This is a genomic window from Roseinatronobacter monicus (genome assembly GCF_006716865.1).
Classification (GTDB): Bacteria; Pseudomonadota; Alphaproteobacteria; order Rhodobacterales; family Rhodobacteraceae; genus Roseinatronobacter; species Roseinatronobacter monicus.
Window position 1 is genome coordinate 1,593,226 of sequence record NZ_VFPT01000001.1, and the last position, 21,760, is coordinate 1,614,985.

At 59.3% G+C, this 21,760-nt stretch carries 20 protein-coding genes and 1 pseudogene; 8 read left to right on the forward strand and 13 right to left on the reverse strand.

The window, feature by feature from the left end; all coding sequences use genetic code 11:
• The first annotated feature begins 46 nt into the window (after nt 1–46).
• Both BD293_RS07525 and BD293_RS07530 read left to right on the forward strand, forming a co-directional pair.
• Complete coding sequence (locus BD293_RS07525; protein WP_142080569.1) at nt 47–331, forward strand: BrnT family toxin; 285 nt, start codon at nt 47–49, stop codon at nt 329–331.
• Nucleotides 318–578: a hypothetical protein gene (locus BD293_RS07530; RefSeq protein ID WP_142080570.1), complete on the forward strand. Its 261-nt coding sequence runs from the start codon at nt 318–320 to the stop codon at nt 576–578. The genes BD293_RS07525 and BD293_RS07530 overlap by 14 nt, the downstream gene beginning before the upstream one ends.
• A gap of 4 nt (nt 579–582) precedes the next feature.
• Here BD293_RS07530 and BD293_RS07535 read toward each other — a convergent pair whose 3' ends face one another.
• The 5 genes from BD293_RS07535 to BD293_RS07555 all read right to left on the reverse strand — a co-directional run bounded on the left by BD293_RS07535 (nt 583) and on the right by BD293_RS07555 (nt 6,708).
• Nucleotides 583–2,244, reverse strand: coding sequence for an ABC transporter ATP-binding protein (locus tag BD293_RS07535; protein WP_211841001.1), 1,662 nt, complete (start codon nt 2,242–2,244; stop codon nt 583–585).
• 5 nt (nt 2,245–2,249) lie between these two features.
• Nucleotides 2,250–3,320, reverse strand: coding sequence for an ABC transporter permease (locus BD293_RS07540; RefSeq protein ID WP_142080572.1), 1,071 nt, complete (start codon nt 3,318–3,320; stop codon nt 2,250–2,252).
• Between the two features lie 26 nt (nt 3,321–3,346).
• The gene (locus tag BD293_RS07545) at nt 3,347–4,711 is read right to left on the reverse strand and encodes a CmpA/NrtA family ABC transporter substrate-binding protein (RefSeq protein ID WP_142080573.1); all 1,365 of its coding nucleotides are present in this window, start codon (nt 4,709–4,711) and stop codon (nt 3,347–3,349) included.
• Nucleotides 4,712–4,966: 255 nt separating this feature from the next.
• Nucleotides 4,967–6,136: a CmpA/NrtA family ABC transporter substrate-binding protein gene (locus BD293_RS07550; RefSeq protein ID WP_142080574.1), complete on the reverse strand. Its 1,170-nt coding sequence runs from the start codon at nt 6,134–6,136 to the stop codon at nt 4,967–4,969.
• Nucleotides 6,133–6,708 (reverse strand): ANTAR domain-containing response regulator, encoded by a 576-nt coding sequence (locus BD293_RS07555; RefSeq protein WP_142080575.1) that lies wholly within the window; start codon nt 6,706–6,708, stop codon nt 6,133–6,135. The genes BD293_RS07550 and BD293_RS07555 overlap by 4 nt, the downstream gene beginning before the upstream one ends.
• Nucleotides 6,709–7,058: 350 nt before the next feature.
• Between BD293_RS07555 and BD293_RS07560 the strand changes: the two genes are divergently transcribed.
• A protein-coding gene (locus BD293_RS07560; RefSeq protein WP_142079576.1) for an IS630 family transposase occupies nt 7,059–8,122 on the forward strand; the annotation gives its coding sequence in 2 pieces (ribosomal slippage) (nt 7,059–7,544 and nt 7,547–8,122; 1,062 coding nt in all).
• Here the strand turns inward: BD293_RS07560 and BD293_RS23065 are convergent.
• From BD293_RS23065 to BD293_RS07580, 5 genes and pseudogenes are all read right to left on the reverse strand, one after another.
• Nucleotides 8,110–8,298, reverse strand: a complete 189-nt coding sequence (locus BD293_RS23065) for a hypothetical protein (protein ID WP_246086241.1) — start codon at nt 8,296–8,298, stop codon at nt 8,110–8,112. The genes BD293_RS07560 and BD293_RS23065 overlap by 13 nt on opposite strands.
• Nucleotides 8,299–8,361: 63 nt before the next feature.
• A pseudogene (locus tag BD293_RS23545) lies at nt 8,362–8,493 on the reverse strand (PRC-barrel domain-containing protein); the annotation flags it as partial.
• 357 nt (nt 8,494–8,850) lie between these two features.
• Complete coding sequence (locus BD293_RS07570; RefSeq protein WP_142080576.1) at nt 8,851–9,513, reverse strand: orotate phosphoribosyltransferase; 663 nt, start codon at nt 9,511–9,513, stop codon at nt 8,851–8,853.
• Nucleotides 9,514–9,527: 14 nt separating this feature from the next.
• Complete coding sequence (pyrC, locus tag BD293_RS07575) at nt 9,528–10,562, reverse strand: dihydroorotase (RefSeq protein ID WP_142080577.1); 1,035 nt, start codon at nt 10,560–10,562, stop codon at nt 9,528–9,530.
• Nucleotides 10,563–10,611: 49 nt separating this feature from the next.
• A complete protein-coding gene (locus tag BD293_RS07580; RefSeq protein WP_142080578.1) occupies nt 10,612–11,547 on the reverse strand; it encodes a phosphoadenosine phosphosulfate reductase in 936 nt (311 codons plus the stop codon).
• Between the two features lie 499 nt (nt 11,548–12,046).
• Here BD293_RS07580 and BD293_RS07585 point away from each other — a divergent pair, with 499 nt between their 5' ends.
• Nucleotides 12,047–13,018, forward strand: a complete 972-nt coding sequence (locus BD293_RS07585) for a hypothetical protein (RefSeq protein ID WP_142080579.1) — start codon at nt 12,047–12,049, stop codon at nt 13,016–13,018.
• Between the two features lie 3 nt (nt 13,019–13,021).
• Here the strand turns inward: BD293_RS07585 and rsmA are convergent, their stop codons facing one another.
• The 3 genes from rsmA to mnmA all read right to left on the reverse strand — a co-directional run bounded on the left by rsmA (nt 13,022) and on the right by mnmA (nt 16,058).
• On the reverse strand, nt 13,022–13,864 hold the full coding sequence (gene rsmA, locus BD293_RS07590) for a 16S rRNA (adenine(1518)-N(6)/adenine(1519)-N(6))-dimethyltransferase RsmA (RefSeq protein ID WP_142080580.1): 843 nt from the start codon (nt 13,862–13,864) through the stop codon (nt 13,022–13,024).
• Nucleotides 13,861–14,826 (reverse strand): 4-hydroxythreonine-4-phosphate dehydrogenase PdxA, encoded by a 966-nt coding sequence (gene pdxA / locus BD293_RS07595; RefSeq protein WP_142080581.1) that lies wholly within the window; start codon nt 14,824–14,826, stop codon nt 13,861–13,863. The genes rsmA and pdxA overlap by 4 nt, the downstream gene beginning before the upstream one ends.
• Nucleotides 14,827–14,918: 92 nt before the next feature.
• Complete coding sequence (mnmA, locus tag BD293_RS07600) at nt 14,919–16,058, reverse strand: tRNA 2-thiouridine(34) synthase MnmA (protein ID WP_142080582.1); 1,140 nt, start codon at nt 16,056–16,058, stop codon at nt 14,919–14,921.
• Between the two features lie 144 nt (nt 16,059–16,202).
• Here mnmA and sciP point away from each other — a divergent pair, with 144 nt between their 5' ends.
• From sciP to recG, 4 genes are all read left to right on the forward strand, one after another.
• Nucleotides 16,203–16,481: a CtrA inhibitor SciP gene (sciP, locus tag BD293_RS07605; protein WP_142080583.1), complete on the forward strand. Its 279-nt coding sequence runs from the start codon at nt 16,203–16,205 to the stop codon at nt 16,479–16,481.
• An 85-nt stretch (nt 16,482–16,566) separates the two neighbouring features.
• Nucleotides 16,567–17,283 carry a response regulator transcription factor CtrA gene (ctrA, locus tag BD293_RS07610; protein ID WP_142080584.1) on the forward strand — a complete coding sequence of 239 codons (717 nt, stop codon included), beginning with the start codon at nt 16,567–16,569 and terminating at the stop codon, nt 17,281–17,283.
• A 117-nt stretch (nt 17,284–17,400) separates the two neighbouring features.
• Nucleotides 17,401–19,509 (forward strand): NAD-dependent DNA ligase LigA, encoded by a 2,109-nt coding sequence (gene ligA / locus BD293_RS07615; RefSeq protein WP_142080585.1) that lies wholly within the window; start codon nt 17,401–17,403, stop codon nt 19,507–19,509.
• Between the two features lies 1 nt (nt 19,510).
• On the forward strand, nt 19,511–21,601 hold the full coding sequence (gene recG, locus BD293_RS07620) for an ATP-dependent DNA helicase RecG (protein ID WP_142080586.1): 2,091 nt from the start codon (nt 19,511–19,513) through the stop codon (nt 21,599–21,601).
• Nucleotides 21,602–21,760 lie beyond the last annotated feature (159 nt).

Sequence of the window (21,760 nt, forward strand, 5' to 3'; positions counted from 1 at the left end):
GCTCATGGTAGATTGCGCCACTAGATGTAGTATCGGAAGCAAACATATGACTTGGCAGTTTGAATGGGACGAGGCCAAAGCCGCGCAAAATCTTGCTGAGCGCGGTCTGCATTTTTCCGATGCGTCCCGTTTCGACTGGCAGAGCGCGCAGGTTTTTCTTGATGACCGTCAGGACTATTCCGAAGAGCGTTTCGTTGCCCGTGGCATGCTTGACGGACGATTGCCCATTCTTGTTTATGTTTTGCGTAATGACAGGTTGCGTATTATATCTCTGAGACGAGCCAACACGCGCGAGTGTCAGAGATATGCCAAGAAACGTGCCAGACCCTGATGATACGCCCGATGCGTTGTCACCCGAATGGGCCGCGTATGAAAGCGCTTGGGCGATTGACGTGGCGGATTTTGGCGACCCATTGGCCGCGTCGCAATTCTTGATCCGGCGCAAGCGCATCTTCCGCGCCGCAGAGGCGGCGGGTATAACCAAAGATATGCTGACGCCTTTTGAGCCGAACAAGCCGGGGTTTGATGCGCGCGTGAAGCGTGCTTTCCTGTCTGTTGCAGGGGTTGTTGCGGAATAAACCATCACGCGGCATCCTTCTTCTTATCCGCGCCGTGTTCATAATCCTCTAGGAATTGCAGAACTTCTGCGCGGTAGTTGTAGTAATCGGGGTGTTCCAGCAGGGCTTTGCGGGTGCGCGGGCGGGGCAGGTTCACATCGACAATCTTGCCAATGCGGGCGCGCGGGCCATTGGTCATCATGACCACGCGGTCGGCCAGCAGGATCGCTTCATCCACGTCATGGGTGACGCAAATCGCCGTCACCTTGGTGCGCGACCATACTTCCATCAGCACTTCCTGCAATTCCCAGCGCGTCAGGCTGTCGAGCATCCCGAAGGGTTCATCCAGAAGCAGCAGTTTGGGGCTAAGAGCGAAGGCGCGGGCAATGCCCACACGCTGCTTCATGCCATTCGACAGCTCTGACGCCTGCCGGTCCATAGACTCGCCCAGACCCACACGCTCCAGATAATACTCGACAACATCCTGCCGTTCGGCACGGCTGGCGCGCGGGTAGACACGGTCCACGCCGATGGCGACATTCTCTTTGGCGGTCAGCCATGGAAACAGGCTTGGGGATTGAAACACAACCGCGCGTTCGGGGTTCGCATCGCGCACTTCCATCCCGTCCAGCTTGATCGCGCCGCCCGAAATGTCATTGAGGCCCGCAGCCATTGTCAACACTGTGGATTTGCCGCACCCCGAATGCCCGATCAGGCTGATAAATTCGCCCTTCTTCATCTTCAAATCAAAGCGGTCCACCACAGTCAGTGGCCCCTCGGCGGTCGGGTACACTTTGGAGAGTTGCGAGAATTCCAGATACTTCTCGTCGATCCCGCTTTTTGCGGCCTGCGCATAGGCTTTTGGGGCGCCGTGGATTGGCGTGACCTGTGGCAGTTTGCGTGTTTCCGCGACTTTGGCGGCGATGCCCACATCCATCAGGTATTTGGTAATGTCGGCTCGCAGTTTCTTGAAATTCAGGTCATTGTTCATGGCGGTGCGCGCGCGGGGGCGGGGGATACCCACCTTGAAGGCCGCGCCCAGTGTGCCATCGGGGTTCAGCGGGATGATCCGGTCAGCAAGCAGCAGCGCCTCGTCCACGTCATTGGTGATCAGGACGACGGTTTTTTGGTCGGCCTGCCAGATTTCCGTGATCTCGTCTTGCAGATTGGCGCGGGTCAGCGCGTCAAGAGCGGAGAGTGGTTCATCCAGCAACAGCACCTGCGGGTTCATGGCAAGAGCGCGGGCCACAGAGACACGCTGGCGCATTCCCCCCGACAATTCCGCAGGACGTCGCCCCTTGGCATGGGACAGCCCGACCATGCCAACGAATTTATCCACCATCGCGCCGCGCTCGGCGCGGCTGGCAGACCTGTGCACTGCATCCACCGCGAGGGCAACATTGCCCGCGACCGTCAGCCATGGCATCAGCGAATAGGACTGGAACACCAGCCCGCGCTCTGGCCCCGGCCCGGTGATGGGTGCGCCCTTGAACAACACCGCGCCGCTATCGGGCTGGTCAAGCCCCGCGATCTGGTTGATCAGCGTGGTCTTGCCTGTGCCGGAAAATCCGAGGATCGCCGGAAATTCCCCTTCCTCAACCGTAAGCGAGATGTTTTTCAGCACCTCCTTGCGATCAAGCCCAGAGCCGAACCCCTTGCAGACGTTCTTGAATTCGAGAATGGCCATGATGCTCACCGGTTATTGGAATATGTGAAAAGCGATTGCAGCGCATACATCAGCCGGTCCAGCAGGAAGCCGATGATCCCGATGGTGAAAACCGCCACCATGATCAGCGCGAGGCTGTTGGATGACCCGTTCTGGAACTGGTCCCAGACGAATTTACCAAGGCCGGGGTTCTGCGCCAGCATTTCCGCCGCGATCAATACCATCCAGCCAACACCAAGCGACAGCCGCAACCCGGTAAAGATAAGGGGCAGGGCAGAGGGCAGCACCAGCCGGGTGATCTTGGTCCATGTATTCAGCTTGAGCACGCGGCTGACCGAGATCAGGTCGCGGTCGATGCTGGCCACGCCCAGCGCCGTGTTGATCAGCGTCGGCCAGAGCGAGCACAGTGTCACAGTGATCGCAGAGGTCAGAAAGGCGCGCGAGAACATGCCGTCCTGCGTGACATACACCGCCGACACAACCATCGTCACGATGGGCAGCCATGCCAGCGGACTGACAGGTTTGAATATCTGGATCAACGGGTTCAGCGCAGCATTCGTGGTGGGCGATAGACCCGCCGCGATGCCCAGCGGCACGGCAACGACCGTCGCAATCAGAAAGCCGAAGAACACGGTTTTCACCGAGGTCCAGATCTGGTCGTAATAGGTGGGCGAGCCGGTATAGGGCCGCTCGCGCACGCGATCTTCCTGACCGGCAGCGATGAATTCGGCATTTCTCGCGTCCTGACGTTCCATGAAAGCCGTTTCGCGTTCGCGCTCGGCCACATGGTCGGCATGCAGCACACCGACCTGTTCCCACACCTGCACAGGACCGGGAATAGCCCCAAGCGAGGTGACAACACGCGGTGCCAGATTGCCCCAGAGCAGCAGAAAGCCAAGAATTGCCAGCAGCGGCACCCCCAGCAACTGCCATAACTCCTTACCTTGTGCCTTGGGGTTGTCGCCTGCGGCGGCGCGCAACAGCGGGGTCATGAAGGACAGGCCCAGAACCTTGAACCAGCCATCCAGTTTGTTGATGCGGGTGAACAGTTTTGCGCGGCGCGCGGCCTGAATTTGGGTGGGGTCGATTGCAGTCATGTCATGCACTCCTTTCTTACAGGGCCTTAGCCCTGCACCTCTGTCCCCACGACAACTTGCTCGCCCTTCAGGCCAATTGGCAGGCTGTCGATATAAGCGTTGGGGGTGCGGCCATCGAAAGGCACGCCGTCGATGGCGTGATCGACGGCATCGCGGTAGCCATCACTGCCAAAGGGGAACATTTCGGACGGGGCGAGGCCGTCATCGACCAGTGATTGGGCGGCGTCCATGAACAGGTCGGACAGGAACACGCTTTGGGCAATTTCGGCATACCAGTCATCGGTCTGCGCATCAGAAATCTGGCCCCAGCGGCGCATTTGCGTCAGATACCACACCGCATCGGAGGTGAAGGGAAAGTTTGCGTAATAGCGCGAGAAGACGTTGAAATCAGGGACCGAGCGGATATCACCTTGCTCGTACTCGAATGTACCGGTCATGGAGTTGCGCAGCACATCCGGGTCGGCACCAACATAGTTCGGGCGGCTGATGATTTGCACTGCCTCTTCGCGGTTGGCGTTGTCATCGGCATCCAGCCAGATCGTCGCGCGGATCAGGGCGCGGGTCAGCGCGCGCACTGTGTTGGGGTTTTCCTCAACGAAATCTGCGCGCAGCCCCAGCACCTTTTCGGCGCGCATGGGAAAGATATCCAGATCAGTGATGACGGGCACACCAATCCCCATAGCGACCGCTTGCTGGTTCCACGGCTCGCCCACGCTATAGCCTGATATTGTGCCTGCCTCGAGGGTTGCGGGCATTTGCGGCGGCGGGGTGACGGAGAGTTGCGCCTCTGCACCAATCTGACCGCTGATGTTGTCAGTACTGTAGAAACCGGGGTGAATACCGCCTGCGGCAAGCCAGTAGCGCAGCTCGAAATTATGGGTCGAGACAGGAAAGACCATGCCCATGTTGAACGGGCGGCCCTGATCGGCAAACGCCTCAATCGCGGGGCGCAGGGCTCTCGCGGAAATCGGGTGGACCGGTTTGCCATCCGCGTCTGACGGGATCGCAGGGCGCATCATGTCCCACACTTCATTGGAGACGGTTGTCGCATTGCCGTTGAGGTCCATCACGAAGGGCGTGACAATATGCGCCTCGGTCCCGAAGCCGATGGTTGCGGCCAAGGGCTGGCCTGCCAGCATATGCGCGCCATGCAGATTGCCGTCGATCACACCGTCGAGCAGCACTTTCCAGTTGGCCTGCGCTTCGAGTGTGACGAACAGCCCCTCATCTTCGAAATATCCGCGCTCATATGCGATGGCGAGCGGGGCCATGTCGGTCAGCTTGATAAAGCCCAGTGTCAGGTCTTCCACTTCGGGGAACGTGTCTGCATGCAGGGCGGTCGCGCCCAGTGTTGCGAGAATGGATGTAGAGGCAAGAAGCTTGCGGATCATAGGGATGTCCTCTGGCTGTGGCCCCGATCAAGGGGGCCGAAACGAAAAAAGCCGCCGACCGGTATCGCGCAAAACAAGCGCAATCTGGTCAGGCGGCTGTGCCCATTGGGGTTCATCATTGAACCCCGATTTTACGAATCGACACCGTTGTCGTCTCGGTCAAATATCACTCTCACCTATGCATCAGCGCGAAAACAACATGAAATTGTAAAGAATTCGGCTTTTCGCAGGTGCAGCAATCTTTTGCTGAAAAAATCAGCAGGATTTGCCGCTGGCGTCGAAAACCTGACCATCAAAGAAAGCATCCGGCGCCAGAATCATCTGTCCCCGCTCTGACGCGACAGCTGTCGGATGGTGCAGGCTGCCCTCTAGTTTCTCGGATGCGCCGGGCAGATCGGCACCCGCCATGCGCAAATTCTGGCGATATAAATCGGTGCGGCAAATTTCCTTTGCCGCGCGCAAACTTGTATCGGGGTCAAGCCCGTGGCGTGCAGCCATTTGCGTGGCGAACCATGCCGCTTGCGACCGCCATGGAAAGGTGGCCGCGCCGTCATAGAATCGGATCATGTCGGGCACTTGCCGAATTTCACCTTGCGGGGAAATGATCATCTCACCGCGCAAGGCACGGTCCAGCACCTCGACTGATGCGTTTACATATTCCGCGCGCGCCAAGATTTCCGACGCAATCAGGCGGTTTCCCGGCACGCTCAGCCATTTGGCGGCGCGCCAGATCGCGCGCATGATCTGACCTGTCAGCGCAGAATTGTCACGCACCCAGTCATGGCGCGCGGCCAAAACCTTTTCGGGGGCCACCGCCCAGATGGCGCGGCTGGGCAAAAGCAGCGTGCCCGCGCCCAATTCCACGGCGACAGAGCCCCACGGCTCGCCCACACAAAACGCGTCGATTTCGCCCGCGGCCAGCGCGTCGGCCATGCGGGGGGGCGGGATGGTGCATAGTTCAAATGTAAGCCCTGTGTCGCGCAGCCAGTATGTGACCAACTCGACATGGGTTGAAAACGGAAAGGGCACGCCAATGCGCAATGGGCCATCGACTGCCTTTGCCAGCGCGTCAGCCGCGCCACGCGCATCGGTAAAGGCAAAGTCATGCCCGTGCACGCGCAGCTTGTCAGCCAGAATTTGCGCAACTCCAATGACATCGCCATTGATGGACATGACCTGCAATATATCCAGCCGCGCCACTGCACCACCAAGGCCAAGCGCCATTGCCACGGGCACCGGGGCCAGCATCTGCGCGGCATCGACCTGCCCCCAGAGCAACATGTCGCGCAGGCTGGACCATGACGGCGCGCGGTGCAGCTCAAGTGCCAGCCCCTCGGCGGCGGCAAATCCCATCTCATGCGCAATGGCAATCGGGGCCATATCCAGAAGCGGGACAAAGCCGATACGGAATGTCGTCAGGTTCATGACAAAAGCCCCGCAGCCGTGACTAAGGCGCTGGCCACTTCGGCGACCTTGCGGCCCTGATCCATGGCAGCCTTACGCAAAAGCGCATAGGCTTCTTCTTCATTCAGGCCGCGCGCTTTCATCAAAATTCCCTTGGCGCGGTCGATCAGCTTGCGTTCTTCCAGTGCGCGGCGCGTGGTTTCCAATTCTGTTCTCATGCGGCGAAACATCTGGAACCGTGCGATTGCGGCATCCATGACAGTCGCAACACGCTCTGGCTGCAAGCCATCGACGACATAGGCCGAAACGCCCGCCTCGATTGCTTGCAAGGTCAGATCACGATCTGTGCGGTCCACGAAAAAGGCGACGGGCCGCTCCATCGGGCCAGAGGCCAGCGCCATTTCTTCCAATATATCGCGTGAAGGATTGGACATGTCGATCAACACAATATCGGGCGCAATATCGCATACACGCCGCGCAAGCCCCGATGCTTCGCTGATAACTGTCACCTGATGGCCCAAGGGCTGAAGACTATCAATCACCAGCCGCGCGCGGGTTACATCAGGTTCTACAATGACGATGTGAAGTTTCATGCTCGACTTTATGCCCAGTGCCAGACCTCCAGCACATGAACGCACAGGCAGGACAAGACACCCGATTGAAATACGAACACCGCCAAGCCGTTGTTGCCCGAAAAATACGCTTTCGACGAAAATTCGCCGACAATATCAGCAGATGCGCAAAGCAATGCCCCGGCACCAAAACAGCGCCGGGGCTTGAAAAATACTGTTCAGCCCTGAATCGTGATGGGGCCGAGGCAGGGGTCAGATCCGCTTAGTTAATACCAAGTCTCGCGAAATCTGACTCTTCTGAGGGTTTTGGGATTCCCAAATCTATGAAGATCTGACTCAATGGCGTCAGATTTTCTGGGGAGGGCCTCTCTATGGGCGCAGCGCTCGCGTTACGGACAGACTACGACGGCATGAAGTTGAGAGAACTTGCGCGAAAGACAAAGGATGCCAACCAAGCCCGCAGGCTTTTGGCGCTGGCGGAGATCTATGATGGCGGTCGGCGCAGCGATGCTGCTCGGATTGGTGGTGTTGGCCTACAAATTGTCCGTGACTGGGTGGAGCGGTTTAATGCCCGCGGGCCTGACGGCTTGATCAACGGCAAAGCTCCTGGTCAGCAGTCTAAGCTTAACGATGAGCAGCGCAGGGCGCTTGCTGCAATTGTTGAGAGCGGTCCGACCTTATCGGTCCATGGGGTCGTCCGCTGGCGCCTGAGTGATCTGAGGAAATGGATTGCAGACACATTTGGGATTTCACTTCACGAGACGTCGATAAGCCGGGAACTCAGGGCGCTTGGTTATGTCAAACTCACAGCACGCCCGCGCCATCACGCGCAAGATACAGCCGCACTGGAGGACTTTAAAAAAAAGGGTTTGCAGCCGCAGTAGCAAAGCTCCGCGCACGGCTCCTGCAAGGCACTGTGATCGAAGTCTGGTTCCAAGATGAAGCGCGTGTCGGCCAGAAAAACAAGATCACGCGCCGATGGGCGAAGCGCGGTACGCGACCTTCCGCCCCACATGATCAGCGCACGAGTTCAAGCTACATCTTTGGAGCGATTTGCCCAGCCCTCGGGAAAGCTGCAGGTCTTGTGCTGCCAGCGTGCAATACCGAAGCGATGGCCCTGCATCTTGCTGAAATCTCCCAAACTGTCGCACCCAAAGCACATGGGGCTGTGCTCGTGGATCAAGCCGCATGGCACATGACTGACAAGCTGGTCATTCCGGACAACATAACCATCATCCCGATCCCCGCAAAATGCCCAGAACTCAATCCAGTCGAAAACATCTGGCAATTCATGCGAGACAACTGGCTATCAAACCTCATCTTCGAAACCTATGAAGACATCGTAGATCATTGCTGCAAGGCTTGGAACAAATTGGTCAGCATGCCCGACACAATCACCTCCATTGGAACCCGCGACTGGGCTCAAGAGTTCTGATCAATGCTGATTGGTATAAGCCCACCAGTTCCGCCACCATCCATGGTGCCGCCGCCATCATCCGTTGCGCCGCCCGCATCCATGGGATCAGCGCCAACGCCTTCATCCGTTGCAGGAATATACTCGCGGTCACGGAAGACATACTCCTCAGCTTCTTCCATCTCCTCGCGCGACATGTTCAAGACGACCTCGCGCGCATCCCAGTTGATTTCCAACTCTGACCAATCGACAGCAATGCTTTTTGCACCAAAGCCCAGAAACCCGCCAACGGAAATAATCGCAGCATTAATCTGGCCTTCTCCGGCGACGATTGTAATGTCATCAATCGAGCCGATACGCTCTCCGTCAACGGACGTGACCCCAACACCCAGCCGCCAAGCAGCTCATCCGGGCTTTGCTGTGTGACCACTGCTTCTTGTGCCGCAGCTGCGCCTGCAATTGAAAACCCTGCCAAAAGTGCCAATGTCGTGCGTCGCATGATGTGCCTCCTTCAACAAACCTTTGTTGATCTCCTCATCCGGCGGGATGCCGGACGTCCATAACCTCCATGTAAGGAATGGTGCTGATCAACCCAAATTGATCGGCAAACTGTTGCCAGAAACGCTTTGGTGATCGGCAAAATTCAGCGCAAATGCCGAATTTAGTGCGCGTTTACAGTGATTCAGAAGGGTTTAGGGAATGTGTCGTCGTTTGTCTGGCGCAGCGGGAAAGGTGAGGGCGCTTGCCCTTCACCCCCATTCCCGAGGGGCGCGCAAGAACGCTTCTACTGCGTCCAGCGTCGCTGCGTCAAAATCCGCACCGCGCCGTGCTTCGGCCAGAACATCCCACCATGTGCACAGGTAATGCAGTTTGACGCCATGCTCTGCCAGCCGGGGTTCGGTTTCGGGGAAAATGCCGTAATAGAAGATCACCGCCGTATGCGCGCAGGTCGCACCCGTCTCGCGGATTGCATCGACGAAGCTGAGCTTTGATCCGCCATCCGTGGTCAGATCCTCGACCAGCAGCACGCGCTGCCCCTCACTCATCGCGCCCTCGATGCGGGCATTGCGCCCGTAGCCTTTGGGCTTCTTGCGCACATAAGTCATAGGCAGGGCCATCCGTTCGGCCACCAGCGCGGCGAAAGGAATGCCTGCCGTTTCACCGCCAGCGATATTGTCGAACGCCTCAAACCCTGCGTCTTCCATGACGCGGCATGTCAGAAAATCCATGAGCGTAGAGCGGATGCGCGCATAGCTGATCAGCTTGCGGCAATCGATGTATGTCGGTGCTTTTAGACCAGAGGCGAAGGTAAACGGCTCTGTCGCGTTGAAATGCACGGCCTTGATGTCCAGCAGCATACGCGCAGTCAGGCGGGCAACAGTGGCACGGTCGGGATATGTCGTCGGAATCATGCTCAGAGCCTTTGCTAAGTAACGCGCCAATACAGCGGAAATCCGGGGTCAAAGACAGTGACCGGTCCCGCACCTGTTTCGATCCGCGCAGGGTAGGCGACAGGCGTGTCCGTGCGCTCCAGTGTCAGGGTCGTGTCATTCACAGGCAAGCGATAGAAAGCGGGGCCGTTGCGCGATGCAAAAAATTCCAGCTTGCCCAAAGCGCCCGCATCCTCGAACACCTGCGCCAGAATGGACATCGTATTGGTCGCCGTGAAACACCCCGCGCAGCCGCAGGCGGATTCTTTCGCGTCATCCGTATGAGGGGCGCTGTCCGTGCCAAGGAAAAACCGTGCATCGCCCGATGTGGCGGCTGCAACCAGCGCTTGGCGGTGCGTTTCACGCTTGGCCACAGGCAAGCAATAGTAATGCGGCTTGATCCCACCGACCAGAATATGGTTGCGATTGATGACCAAGTGATGCGTGGTGATCGTAGCCCCCAGATTCTCCGGCTGCGATTGCACATAGGCCACAGCATCCGATGTGGTGATATGTTCCATCACCACCCGCAAACCGGGCGTCGCACGGCGGATCGGGTCAAGCACACGGTCAATGAACACGGCTTCGCGGTCGAAAATATCAATTTCAGGGTCAGTCACTTCGCCATGACACAGCAGTGGAATGCCTGCCTCGGCCATTGCTTCGAGTACCGGACGCACCCGGTCGAAATCGCGCACACCAGAGGCGGAATTGGTCGTGGCACCGGCGGGATAAAGCTTGACGGCCGTGATGATACCAGCGGCATGGGCCGCAACCACATCGGCAGGGTCAGTCGCCTCGGTCAAATAAAGCGTCATCAGTGGCGTAAAGCCTGTACCTGTCACAGGCAGGATACGGTCACGATAGGCGGTCGCCTCCGCCCCGGTGACAACAGGCGGAACAAGGTTTGGCATGATGATGGCCCGCGCGAAATGGCGCGCGGTTTCGGGCGCAATTCCAGCCAGCATAGCGCCGTCGCGCAGGTGCAGATGCCAATCGTCAGGGCGGGGGATGGTCAATGTCTGGATCATGAAGCTGTCCTACAAGAGAATCACAGACTAGTTCCAGATGTAATCGGCGCTACTCAGGGTGTTCGACAAGCTCTTCTTGCAGCAATTGGTCGCCAGCCGGTGCGGATGCCCCATAAATCAGCGCAAGCGCATGTTGGGCCGCAATCGCCGTCAGTCTAGGATGATTGCTTTGCGCGACGCGCCGGACCAGATCTTGCATATAGATTGCATCCTTGCGTCGGTCACGCATCATGTCGGCAAACCGGCGCTGTGACAGCCGCCCGCGCATGGCCGCTTCAATCAGCGTATTTACCAAACCCAGACGATCCAGCGCCGCCACTGTGTCGGGGCCAAGCGCAGGCGTTCGCAACACGCAAACAGGGGGGCGGCGATACAGGGTTGCGTGCATGGCATCCAGTTTCTCGCTTGGGTCATAGACGACAAAGGCCGTGCGCGCGCCTTCGAGCATGGCCGGGGCAAAGCCAAAACGAGACCGGAAATCAAGGCGGCGCTGGCTGGGAAACCGGTTTTCCCAAGGGGCGATTTCGGGGTCAAGCGTGGCTTGAGGGCTGATCGCCAACACTGTCGCGCCCGGCGCCGCAAGGCTGAACGTGCAGGCCGCGTAGCCATGCTGGCCAGTCCCAAAGAACAGGACACGTCGGAAACTATCAAAGAAGCTGTCATCAATCTGGGCGTCGAAGAAATCCAGCACTTCCGCGTCGCGGTAGAATCTGGGGGCGCGGGCCAGTATCACCAAACTCGACCACCCGTGTTGCAGCGCAATCTCCACCGCGCGCGGTCGCTGCATGGCGAAGTCTTTGCGGATGCTTGCAACACTTTCAAAGCTGACCAGCAGAGTGTCGTCGCCATCCAGAAAAAACGAAGCATGTTGGGAACCAAGCGGCGTGAATGCTCCGACTTCATCCCCGATCTCATCAAGACGCGCCAGCCATTCGGCCTCCGTCAGCGCGGTTGTCAGGTCTATTTCTTCAAAAAATTGCTTCATTACCCGTCAGCCTCGCCCGAGGGCGTAATTTAACCAATGTAGCGTGTAGCGTAACCAAGTCTTGCACCTAAACAAGAAGCATCCGCTGCAAAACCCTGACCTGCTTTAGTTCGGCCCGTGCTCTAATGCTTGCCTGTTTCCAATTCTTGTGTAATCTTTCATAGCTATCCGGATTGTTGAGGCTTTGGGGAATGTTTGAGCCTGACCAAGAGCAAACATAGGTAATGGTTTTATTCTGTGTCATTTTTCAAAGTGCTTTTTCAACCGGCTTGAACATGTAATCCTCCCTGTACCGCCAAGGCGTGTACCGACTTGACCACCTCGGACAGCCCGAGGTGGTTTTTTATGTGCCATGTCAGCAGGTTGCAGCACCAGCGCCAAGATGGCGGCAATCCCTTGTTGCGCTTGGGACTTCATCGAATACAATCGCGCCAGCCGAGGAGGGGGCATGTGTCAGGGTGAATCAACTAGGGTGGATTCGTATGCTTTGCGCTGCGTTATGACCCTGCTGCTTGCTTTGTTCCTAGCCCTGACAGGCCTGTCACCTGCCTATGGCCAACACATAGATGGTGTGGATGACCCGGAGTTCCGCACAGCCCTGTCCCTTTGGCTGGAGGGGGATGATACAAACTCCATTCCGGGGTTTGCAGCGCTTGCACATGAGGACCATCCCGCCAGTCAGATACTTCTGGCACTGATCGACAAGACCGCTGCATGGCAAGGGCCAATGATCGCATTGCTGCCCCGCACTGACAGGGTGGAGTTGCTGCGCGCGCCGGGTGCAATGTCGGGGCGGAACTGGATGTCCGTTGCGGCCGAGTCCAACCAGATTGCACAAGGCTGGGTCGCCCTGTGGCAGATGCAGGGCGGGGTTGATATTGCCGAGCGGTTTTCTGCAATGGGCGAGGCCCGCGCCGCGCGCACGGCCTTGCTCATGACCGCAAACCGGCAAGGAACCGGTTTTGCGCCACCAGTCCTGACCGCGCCTTGGTATCCCGAAAGCCTGCGCCATCTGACACATTCGCGCGCGCTGTCGGTCGATGATGTCATCGGGCTGCATGCTGGTCATCCCATTCGCAAATCTGCGGGCCTGCCGGTGGACGATGACGATCTGCGCGCGTGGTTAAAACAGTCGCCCCTATCGCTGCATTTTCGCGCCGCCTGTGCGCGCACATGCCCTGATACGCAAGCCGATTGTATGCTGGCCTTGTATCACGGATTGAGCAGTTATTACGCACTTCTCGTGATGGGCAGCCCCAGCGCCAACATCATTCCCGAGGAAGAGTTCGCCGAAAGTGCGCGCGGCATCCAGTCAGTTGCCCGCCAGATTCTGGTCCGGCACACGGCGCGCACCCGCGACGTCATGTTGCGCGAACTCGGCGACATTGACACCTGCGCAGCCACTTGGCTGCAAGGCGAGTATCAACGCTATGTGCCTGCTTTGCGCAGCGTCCCGACGCTGCCTGACTGAGCGTTACGCCTGACCACCATCCAGCAGCCGCGCAAGGCGACACCATGCCTCCAGACCGACTTCCTCTGCGCGTGCGGTCGGTGCGATTTCGGCTGCGACCAGCATCGCCTCAATCTGCGGATGCACCCCACGCAAGGCCGCACGCAGCATCTTGCGCCGTTGGTTAAAGCCTGCGGCGACCACGCGCTCCAGTGTGGCCGCATTTGCGGGAAAACGCGGCGTGCGCAAGCTGGTGATGTGCACGACCGCCGAACTTACCTTGGGCGCAGGGGTAAAGGCTTCGGGCGGCAGGCTCAGCACAATCCGCGCATCGGCGCGCCATTGCACCATCAGCGCCAGACGCCCATAGCCCTTGCTGCCCGGACGTGCCACGATCCGCTCGGCCACTTCGCGTTGGAACATCAGGGTCAGGCTGTCCCAGAACGGCGGCCATTGTTTCGGCGTCATCCAGCGGATCAGCAATTCTGTGCCCACATTATAGGGCAGGTTTGACACCACCTTGATCGGAGGGGTCAGATGCGCCAACGCATCCACATCCAGCGCATCCCCCTCGATCACGAGCAGCCGCTCCGGGTAGGCGACTGCAATCTCGGCCAGTGCCGCCATGCAGCGCGGGTCTTTCTCGATGGCAAGCACACGCCGTGCGCCTTCGGCCAGCAACCCCCGCGTCAACCCGCCGGGGCCGGGGCCCACTTCCAACACATCCGCGCCCGACAAATCCCCTGCCGCGCGCGCAATCCGCGCCGTCAGGTTCAAATCCAGCAAAAAATTCTGACCAAAGCTTTTCTTCGCACGCAGATCATGGGTGCGGATGACGTCGCGCAAGGGCGGAAGGGCGTCGATCATTGCCGACGTCCAGCCATATCTTGCGCCATCTGCACCGCCGCAATCAATGACGAGGGGTCCGCTACTCCCTTGCCCGCAATATCGTAAGCCGTCCCATGATCGGGCGATGTACGAACGAAAGGCAGTCCCAAAGTCACATTCACCCCATGCGCGAAATCAAGGGTCTTGATCGGGATCAACGCCTGATCGTGATACATGCAGACAGCCGCGTCATACGTTGCGCGCGCGGCTGCATGAAACATTGTATCCGCAGGCAATGGGCCGTTCAGCACCATGCCCTCGGCGCGCAACCGCTCCAGAACCGGGGCAATCACGGTCCCGTCCTCTTGTCCCATATGTCCGCCTTCTCCTGCATGCGGGTTCAGTCCGGCCACCGCAAGCCGCGGTGCCGCAACCCCGAAATCCCGGATCAGGCTTGCATGGGTGATGCGCAAAGTTTCTTCCAGCACGGCCTCTGTCAGCGTACCCGGCACATCTTTCAGGGGGATATGAATGGTCACAGGCACAACCCGCAGCGCGTCGCAGGCCAGCATCATCACCACCCGCCGGACACCTGCCAATTCGGCCAGAAATTCCGTATGGCCGGGAAACGCGAAGCCAGCGCCAGTTTTCAACGCACCCTTGTTGATCGGACATGTCACGATCCCGCAGGCCGCACCGTCCTGCACCAGACCGACTGCGCGCGCGATCACCTCAATCACTGCCGCCGCATTGGCCGCATCGGGGGCACCCGGCAGGGCAGGGGCAGGAAAGGCATGGCGTAACACCGGCAATACCCCCACCTCAACCGCGACCGCGTCATCCGGGGCAGAAACCAGTTCCCAACGCGCCCCTGTTGGCAAATGCTGCGGGTCACCCAGCCAGACAAAACCCGCCCGCGCGCCCAGCGCTTCGTGTGCCTTCACGGCGATTTCCGGGCCTATGCCACACGGATCGCCACAGGTCATGATCAAAGGCTTCATATGCACTCACCGCCCCAACATTTTCTTGCCTCAAATACTCCGGGGGGTGAATTGGCCGCAAGGCCAAGAGGGGGGCAGCGCCCCCCTTTTCTTCAGGGCCCTTTCCATATCCAACCACCCCCAAAGACACGGCTGCCCTCTGGGGCATAGAACACACATGCCTGACCGGGGCTGATCCCTTCTTCCGGGCTCAACAACTCCACCTGCGCTTCTGTTTCTGAGAGCGGGCGCACGATCGCAGGGGCCGGCGGGCGGGTCGAGCGCAGCTTGACCCCCATCTCCCATTCGGGCTGCGAGGTGAAGGGCGCATCGCCCAGCCAATTGATCTCGCGCACCGGCACGGTACGCGTGGCCAGTGCCGTTTTCGGGCCGACAATCACGCGCCGCGCCACAGGGTCCAGTCGCACCACATAAAGCGGATCACTCAGCCCGCCGATGCCCAGCCCCTTGCGTTGCCCTATGGTGTAGTGAATCACGCCGCGATGCGTGCCCAGCACATGGCCTTCAAGATCGACTATCTCGCCGGGGTCAGCCGCGCCGGGGCGCAGCTTCTCGATGACCGCGGCATAGTTGCCATCGGGCACAAAGCAGATGTCCTGACTGTCAGGCTTGTCCGCCACACTCAGCCCATGCCGTGCTGCCAGCGCGCGGGTTTCGGCCTTGGTTTCCAGATGGCCAAGCGGAAAGCGCAAATACTCCAACTGCTCGCGCGTGGTCGAGAACAGAAAATAACTCTGATCCCGAACAGGGTCGGCGGCGCGGTGCAATTCTGCCCCGTGCAGGCCCATCTTGCGCTGGATGTAATGCCCTGTTGCCATGCAATCAGCACCCAGATCCTTTGCCGTCTCCAGCAGATCGCGGAATTTCACGCGCTCATTGCAGCGAATGCAGGGCACAGGTGTGGCCCCGGCCAGATAGGCGTCTGCGAATTCGTCAATTACCGATTCGCGGAAATGCGACTCGTAATCCAGCACATAATGCGCAAAGCCCATTTCATCGGCCACGCGGCGGGCATCATGAATATCGCGCCCCGCGCAACACGCTCCTTTTTTCGCCAAGGCGGCCCCGTGGTCATAGAGTTGCAGGGTTACGCCGACGACATCATATCCTTCTGCCGCCAGCTCTGCGGCAACCACCGAACTGTCCACACCGCCGGACATGGCTACGACAACCCGCGTGTCGGCAGGTGGCTTGGCAAGGCCAAGCGAATTCAGGGGTGGATCATATGGCATTGAGCTGCTCCGCAAGATTGCGCGAAATATAAGAAAATCCTCTCTATTCTCAAGGCCCATATCCCATTTCAATCAACCCGACATTAATCAGATGGCGCGATTCTGTCTTCATCCACGGGATATAGGGTGAAGAGGGACTGCAAAATGTACATCAAACGTGTCGATGGGCCGCGCGCAATAACGTTGCAAGATGGCTCGATTCTTACTCTGGCAGACCTGCCGCCAAACGATACGCGGCGCTGGGTGGCCAGTCGCAAGGCAATTGTCATCAAAGCGGTCGAATCGGGGCTTTTGTCAAAGAAAGCCGCGCTAGATCGGTATGATCTGTCCGAAGAAGAATATGATCTGTGGAAAGATGCCATCACCGATCATGGTCTGGACGCGCTGAAAGTCACCGCATTGCAAAAATATAGACGCTTGTAGGTTGAATCGGTTTTCTTCATCGTTCGGTAACGGAGAGTTAACGTTTTTGCGCGAGTCTCGGTTAACGACGTAAAAGGAGAACCAGATGCGCGTTTTGCTTGTTGAAGATGACCCCACGACTTCTCGCAGTATCGAGATGATGCTGACGCATTCCGACTTCAATGTTTACGCGACCGATCTGGGCGCAGATGCGATCGAACTCAGTAAGTTATATGATTATGATCTGATCTTGCTGGATCTGAATCTGCCTGACATGGCGGGTTTGGATGTGTTGCGTCAGGTGCGGCTTGCGCGCGTTGACACGCCGATCCTGATTCTGACCGGTGATACAGACACGAACACCAAGCTGCGCGGCTTCGGGGGTGGGGCAGATGATTACCTGACCAAGCCATTTCACCGCGAAGAACTCGTGGCGCGCATTCACGCCATTATCCGCCGCAGCAAGGGGCATGCGCAGTCTGTCATCCGCACCGGCAGACTTGCAGTCAATCTGGATGCAAAGACGGTCGATGTGGATGGGCAGGCCGTGCATCTGACCGGCAAGGAATACCAGATGCTCGAATTGCTCAGCTTGCGCAAGGGAACCACGCTGACCAAGGAAATGTTCCTGAACCATCTTTATGGCGGCATGGATGAGCCAGAGTTGAAGATCATTGATGTGTTCATCTGCAAACTTCGCAAGAAGCTGACCGAAGCGACCGATGGCGACAACTACATAGATACCGTCTGGGGCCGGGGGTATGTGCTGCGCGACCCTGCGATCAAATCCACCTCGCAGCCACAGGATGCGCTGTCGGCATGAGGGGGCGCGCGCCTTTGGACTGGACGTAACCGCGCTGCAGACCTATCACATGCCCAACGTGGTTGAGAGGACAGGGGCAGGACAGTGGCACAAGGCTCTGGTTCGCAAGAAACTGGCATGACGCAGGCCGTCACGGAACTTGATGAGCAGACAGCGCGCGCAGAACTGGAGCGGCTCGCTGACATCATCGCGCGCGCAGATCGCGCCTATCACGGTGAAGACGCGCCTATACTTTCTGACGCCGAGTATGACGCCTTGCGCCGCCGCAATGCGGAAATCGAGGCACGGTTTCCCGCACTCACGCGCGAGGACAGTCCCAGCCTCCAGATCGGGGCCGCTCCGGCGGAAGGGTTTGGCAAAATCCGCCATGCCCGCCGGATGCTGTCATTGGCCAATGCCTTCAGTGAACAGGATGTGGCAGATTTTGTCGCAGGTATCCGTCGGTTTCTGGGCCTTGGCGAAGCAGCACCCCTGCACTTCACGGTCGAGCCGAAAATTGACGGGCTGTCTTTGTCGCTGCGGTATGAGGACGGCGCGCTGGTCCATGCGGCCACACGTGGCGATGGCGAAACCGGCGAAGATGTCACCGCGAATGCGCGCACCATCCGCGACATTCCACAGCAGATAGACGATGCGCCCGGCATTCTGGAAATCCGGGGCGAAGTGTATATGTCCCACGCCGATTTCGCGGCCCTTAACACACGGCAAGCCGAGATCGGGGGCAAGACCTTTGCCAACCCGCGCAATGCTGCGGCAGGGTCTTTGCGCCAACTCGATGCCAATATCACCCGTGCGCGCCCGTTACGCTTTTTCGCCTATGCTTGGGGCGCGCTGTCCCAGCCGTTGGCAGACACCCAATCAGGCGCGATAGAACGCCTTGCACAGATGGGATTCGTGACCAACCCGCTCTTTCGCCGCTGCGAGACGTTGGAGGAGATGTTCACCACTTATGCCGAAATTTCGACGCAACGTGCCAGTCTGGGCTATGACATTGACGGGGTTGTCTACAAGCTTGATGATCTGGCGCTGCAAGATCGTCTGGGGCTGCGCTCCACCACACCGCGCTGGGCGATTGCGCATAAATTTCCGGCAGAACTGGCATGGACGGAACTGCTTGGCATCGACATTCAGGTGGGGCGGACGGGCGCGCTCAGCCCGGTTGCGCGGCTGCGGCCTGTCACGGTGGGCGGGGTCGTCGTCTCGAATGCGACGCTGCATAACGAAGACTATATCGCGGGGCGCGATTCGCGCGGCCAGCCTTTGCGCGAGGGGCGCGACATCCGCATCGGCGACTGGGTCGAAGTGTACCGCGCGGGCGATGTTATTCCTAAAATTCGAGATATTGACCCAAAGCGCCGCCCCGCCGATGCGCAACCCTACAGCTTCCCCGAGATGTGCCCCGAATGCGGCAGCCCGGCCCTTCGGGAACCCGGCGATTCCGTGCGCCGCTGCACTGGCGGGTTGATCTGCCCTGCGCAAGCGGTTGAACGGTTGAAGCATTTTGTCAGCCGCGCCGCATTTGATATCGAAGGGCTGGGCGCCAAACAGGTCGAGGCGTTCTGGCGCGACGGCTGGATCAAGACCCCGCAGGATATTTTCACGCTCAAAGACAGGTACGGGCCGGGCCAGCCGCGTCAGGTGAAGAACCGCGAAGGCTGGGGCGAGAGATCGGCGCAAAACCTGTTTGATGCGATTGACGACAAACGCCGCATCCCGCTGGCACGGTTGATCTTTGCGCTGGGCATCCGGCATGTCGGCGAAACCTCTGCCGGAATGTTGGCAGGGCATTACGGCACATGGAGCGCCTTCCGACAGGCCATGCGAGAGGCCATCGACCCGGACACCCCCGCCCATGCCGATCTGATCTCGATTGATGGTGTCGGCCCGGTGATGGCAAATTCGCTGCTGACCAGTTTTCAGGCCGAGGCCGATGAGATTGACGCGCTTGCGGCTTATCTTGATGTAATTCCCGCCGAGATGCGCGCCTCTGACAGTCCGGTCGCGGGCAAGACGGTTGTGTTCACCGGCACGTTGGAGCGCATGACCCGCGCCGAAGCCAAGGCCCGCGCCGAAGGTTTGGGCGCCAAGGTGGCGGGGTCGGTATCGGCCAAGACCGATTTTCTGGTGGCGGGTCCGGGCGCGGGCAGCAAGGCGAAAAAGGCGGCTGATCTGGGCATAGAGGTGCTGGACGAAGACGCCTGGCTGGCCCTGATCGGAGCGGGCTAAGATGGCCGCGCGCCCTGAAATCCTGTTCCCCCTTTTTGCCGGGCTGGACACGCTAGAGGGGGTGGGGCCAAAAACTGTTAAAAGTTTCAGCGCCTTGCATATTGAGACGCCGCGCGATCTGATCTTTCATCTACCTCATAACCTGATTGACCGGACCCGCCGCGCCAGTCTTCGCGGGCTGGAATTTCCAACCACTGCGACAGTCGAGGTGACAATTGGCGCGCACCATCCGCCGCGCAGTCGCGGGCGTCCGTACCGCGTGCATGTGCAGGATGCGCAAGGCGAATTTCAGCTGGTCTTTTTCCATGCGCGCGGGGACTATCTGCAAAAGCTGCTGCCCACCGGGCAAAAGCGGCTTGTGTCTGGCAAGGTCGAATTGTTCGACGGGATTGCGCAAATGGTGCACCCCGATCATATCCTGCGGCCAGACGAGGCGACAGATCTGCCACAAGCAGAACCCGTCTATGCCCTAAGCGCGGGTGTCAGCCCCAAGCTGATGGCCAAGGCCGTCTCAGGGGCATTGACCCGCGTGCCTGTATTGGCCGAATGGATCGACCCCGCGCAAAAGGCGCGCGAAGGCTGGCCGGATTGGCACAGCGCCATCGCCTCGGCCCATCAGCCCGCGCATCTGTCTGATCTGGCCGCATCCAGCCCGGCACGCACACGTTTGGCCTATGACGAATTTCTGGCCCATCAACTGACGCTGGCACTGGCCCGCGCGCGCCAGCGTCGTAAACCCGGCAGGCAAAGTCACGGCACAGGCGCGTTGCAGGCCAAGGTGTTGTCGGCATTGGAGTATGCCCCGACAGGCGCACAAAACCGCGCAATCGCCGAGATTGTTGCCGATATGGCCTCTGCCAGCCGCATGAACCGCCTTTTGCAAGGCGATGTGGGCGCAGGCAAAACGCTGGTGGCACTGATGGCGCTGCTGGTCGCGGTCGAGGCGGGCGGGCAGGGCGTTATGATGGCCCCGACCGAGATACTGGCGCGTCAGCATCTTGAAAGCCTTGGGCCGTTGGCGCAAGCGGCAGGAGTTAAACTGGCACTGCTGACCGGGCGCGACAAGGGGGCAGAGCGCGCTGCGAAGCTTGCAGCGCTGGCCGAGGGGCGCTTGCAGATCGTTGTCGGCACCCATGCCGTATTCCAGAAGGGCGTCGAGTTTTGTGACCTGCGCCTTGCGGTGGTGGATGAACAACACCGCTTTGGCGTGGCACAGCGCGCCGCCCTTGCGGCCAAAGGCGCGGGCGCTGATGTGCTGGTTATGACCGCAACGCCCATTCCCCGTTCGTTGGCGCTGGCGCAATATGGCGATATGGATGTCTCGGTGCTGGATGAAAAACCACCGGGCCGCAAACCGGTGCAAACGGCACTGGTTTCGACCGCGCGGATGGACGAGGTGGTCGATCATCTGCGCGCCGCCGTGGCCGAAGGGCGGCAGGCCTATTGGGTCTGCCCACTGGTCGAGGAATCCGAGGTCAGTACCCTGACCGCTGCCCATGCCCGGTTCGAGCATTTGCGCGCCACCCTTGGCGAGGGGGTGGTGGGCCTTGTTCATGGCCAGCTGCCCCCCGCCGAGAAAGACGCATCCATGGCGCGGTTCATCGCCGGTCAGACCAAATTGCTGGTGGCAACCACGGTGATCGAGGTGGGGGTGAATGTGCCCAACGCCACGATCATGGTGATCGAACGCGCCGAAAGTTTCGGCCTTGCGCAACTGCACCAGTTGCGGGGCCGGGTCGGGCGCGGGGCGGCGGCATCGACTTGCCTGCTGATGTACGAGCCGCCCTTGGGCGAGACTGCGGCGCGCCGCCTGAAACTGCTGCGTGACACCGAAGACGGTTTTCGCATTGCTGAAGAAGATATGGCCATTCGTGGCGCGGGCGATCTGATCGGTACGGCCCAATCTGGCGTGCCACGGTTTCGTGTGGCCGATCTGGAACAACAGGCGGGGTTGATGGCCATCGCCCAAAGTGACGCACGCAATTTGCTACAAAGCGACCCCGACCTGACCGGTGAGCGCGGGCAGGCGGCACGTGTTTTGCTGTGGCTGATGGAGCAGGACAAGGCGATCCGCTACCTGTCCGTCGGATAAGTTCCTAAAATGTTCTTGACTGATTCGGGAACATATGAGAACAAAGCGGCAACACCAGATGGAGGATGCCATGAACCCCAAATCAAACCCCGCTTTTTGGCAGGATCTTGCTGGCGCACTTGCGCTTGGCGTGTTGGTTTTTGCCACGCTACATCTGCC

Excerpts from the sequence above, each read along its gene's own strand:
- BD293_RS07525 (WP_142080569.1), top strand. The coding sequence starts at position 47 with ATGACTTGGCAGTTTGAATGGGACGAGGCCAAAGCCGCGCAAAATCTT.
- BD293_RS07535 (WP_211841001.1), bottom strand. The coding sequence starts at position 2,244 with ATGGCCATTCTCGAATTCAAGAACGTCTGCAAGGGGTTCGGCTCTGGG.
- BD293_RS07540 (WP_142080572.1), bottom strand. The coding sequence starts at position 3,320 with ATGACTGCAATCGACCCCACCCAAATTCAGGCCGCGCGCCGCGCAAAA.
- BD293_RS07545 (WP_142080573.1), bottom strand. The coding sequence starts at position 4,711 with ATGATCCGCAAGCTTCTTGCCTCTACATCCATTCTCGCAACACTGGGC.
- BD293_RS07550 (WP_142080574.1), bottom strand. The coding sequence starts at position 6,136 with ATGAACCTGACGACATTCCGTATCGGCTTTGTCCCGCTTCTGGATATG.
- BD293_RS07555 (WP_142080575.1), bottom strand. The coding sequence starts at position 6,708 with ATGAAACTTCACATCGTCATTGTAGAACCTGATGTAACCCGCGCGCGG.
- BD293_RS23065 (WP_246086241.1), bottom strand. The coding sequence starts at position 8,298 with ATGTCGCGCGAGGAGATGGAAGAAGCTGAGGAGTATGTCTTCCGTGAC.
- BD293_RS07570 (WP_142080576.1), bottom strand. The coding sequence starts at position 9,513 with ATGATTCCGACGACATATCCCGACCGTGCCACTGTTGCCCGCCTGACT.
- pyrC (WP_142080577.1), bottom strand. The coding sequence starts at position 10,562 with ATGATCCAGACATTGACCATCCCCCGCCCTGACGATTGGCATCTGCAC.
- BD293_RS07580 (WP_142080578.1), bottom strand. The coding sequence starts at position 11,547 with ATGAAGCAATTTTTTGAAGAAATAGACCTGACAACCGCGCTGACGGAG.
- BD293_RS07585 (WP_142080579.1), top strand. The coding sequence starts at position 12,047 with ATGACCCTGCTGCTTGCTTTGTTCCTAGCCCTGACAGGCCTGTCACCT.
- rsmA (WP_142080580.1), bottom strand. The coding sequence starts at position 13,864 with ATGATCGACGCCCTTCCGCCCTTGCGCGACGTCATCCGCACCCATGAT.
- pdxA (WP_142080581.1), bottom strand. The coding sequence starts at position 14,826 with ATGAAGCCTTTGATCATGACCTGTGGCGATCCGTGTGGCATAGGCCCG.
- mnmA (WP_142080582.1), bottom strand. The coding sequence starts at position 16,058 with ATGCCATATGATCCACCCCTGAATTCGCTTGGCCTTGCCAAGCCACCT.
- sciP (WP_142080583.1), top strand. The coding sequence starts at position 16,203 with ATGTACATCAAACGTGTCGATGGGCCGCGCGCAATAACGTTGCAAGAT.
- ctrA (WP_142080584.1), top strand. The coding sequence starts at position 16,567 with ATGCGCGTTTTGCTTGTTGAAGATGACCCCACGACTTCTCGCAGTATC.
- ligA (WP_142080585.1), top strand. The coding sequence starts at position 17,401 with ATGACGCAGGCCGTCACGGAACTTGATGAGCAGACAGCGCGCGCAGAA.
- recG (WP_142080586.1), top strand. The coding sequence starts at position 19,511 with ATGGCCGCGCGCCCTGAAATCCTGTTCCCCCTTTTTGCCGGGCTGGAC.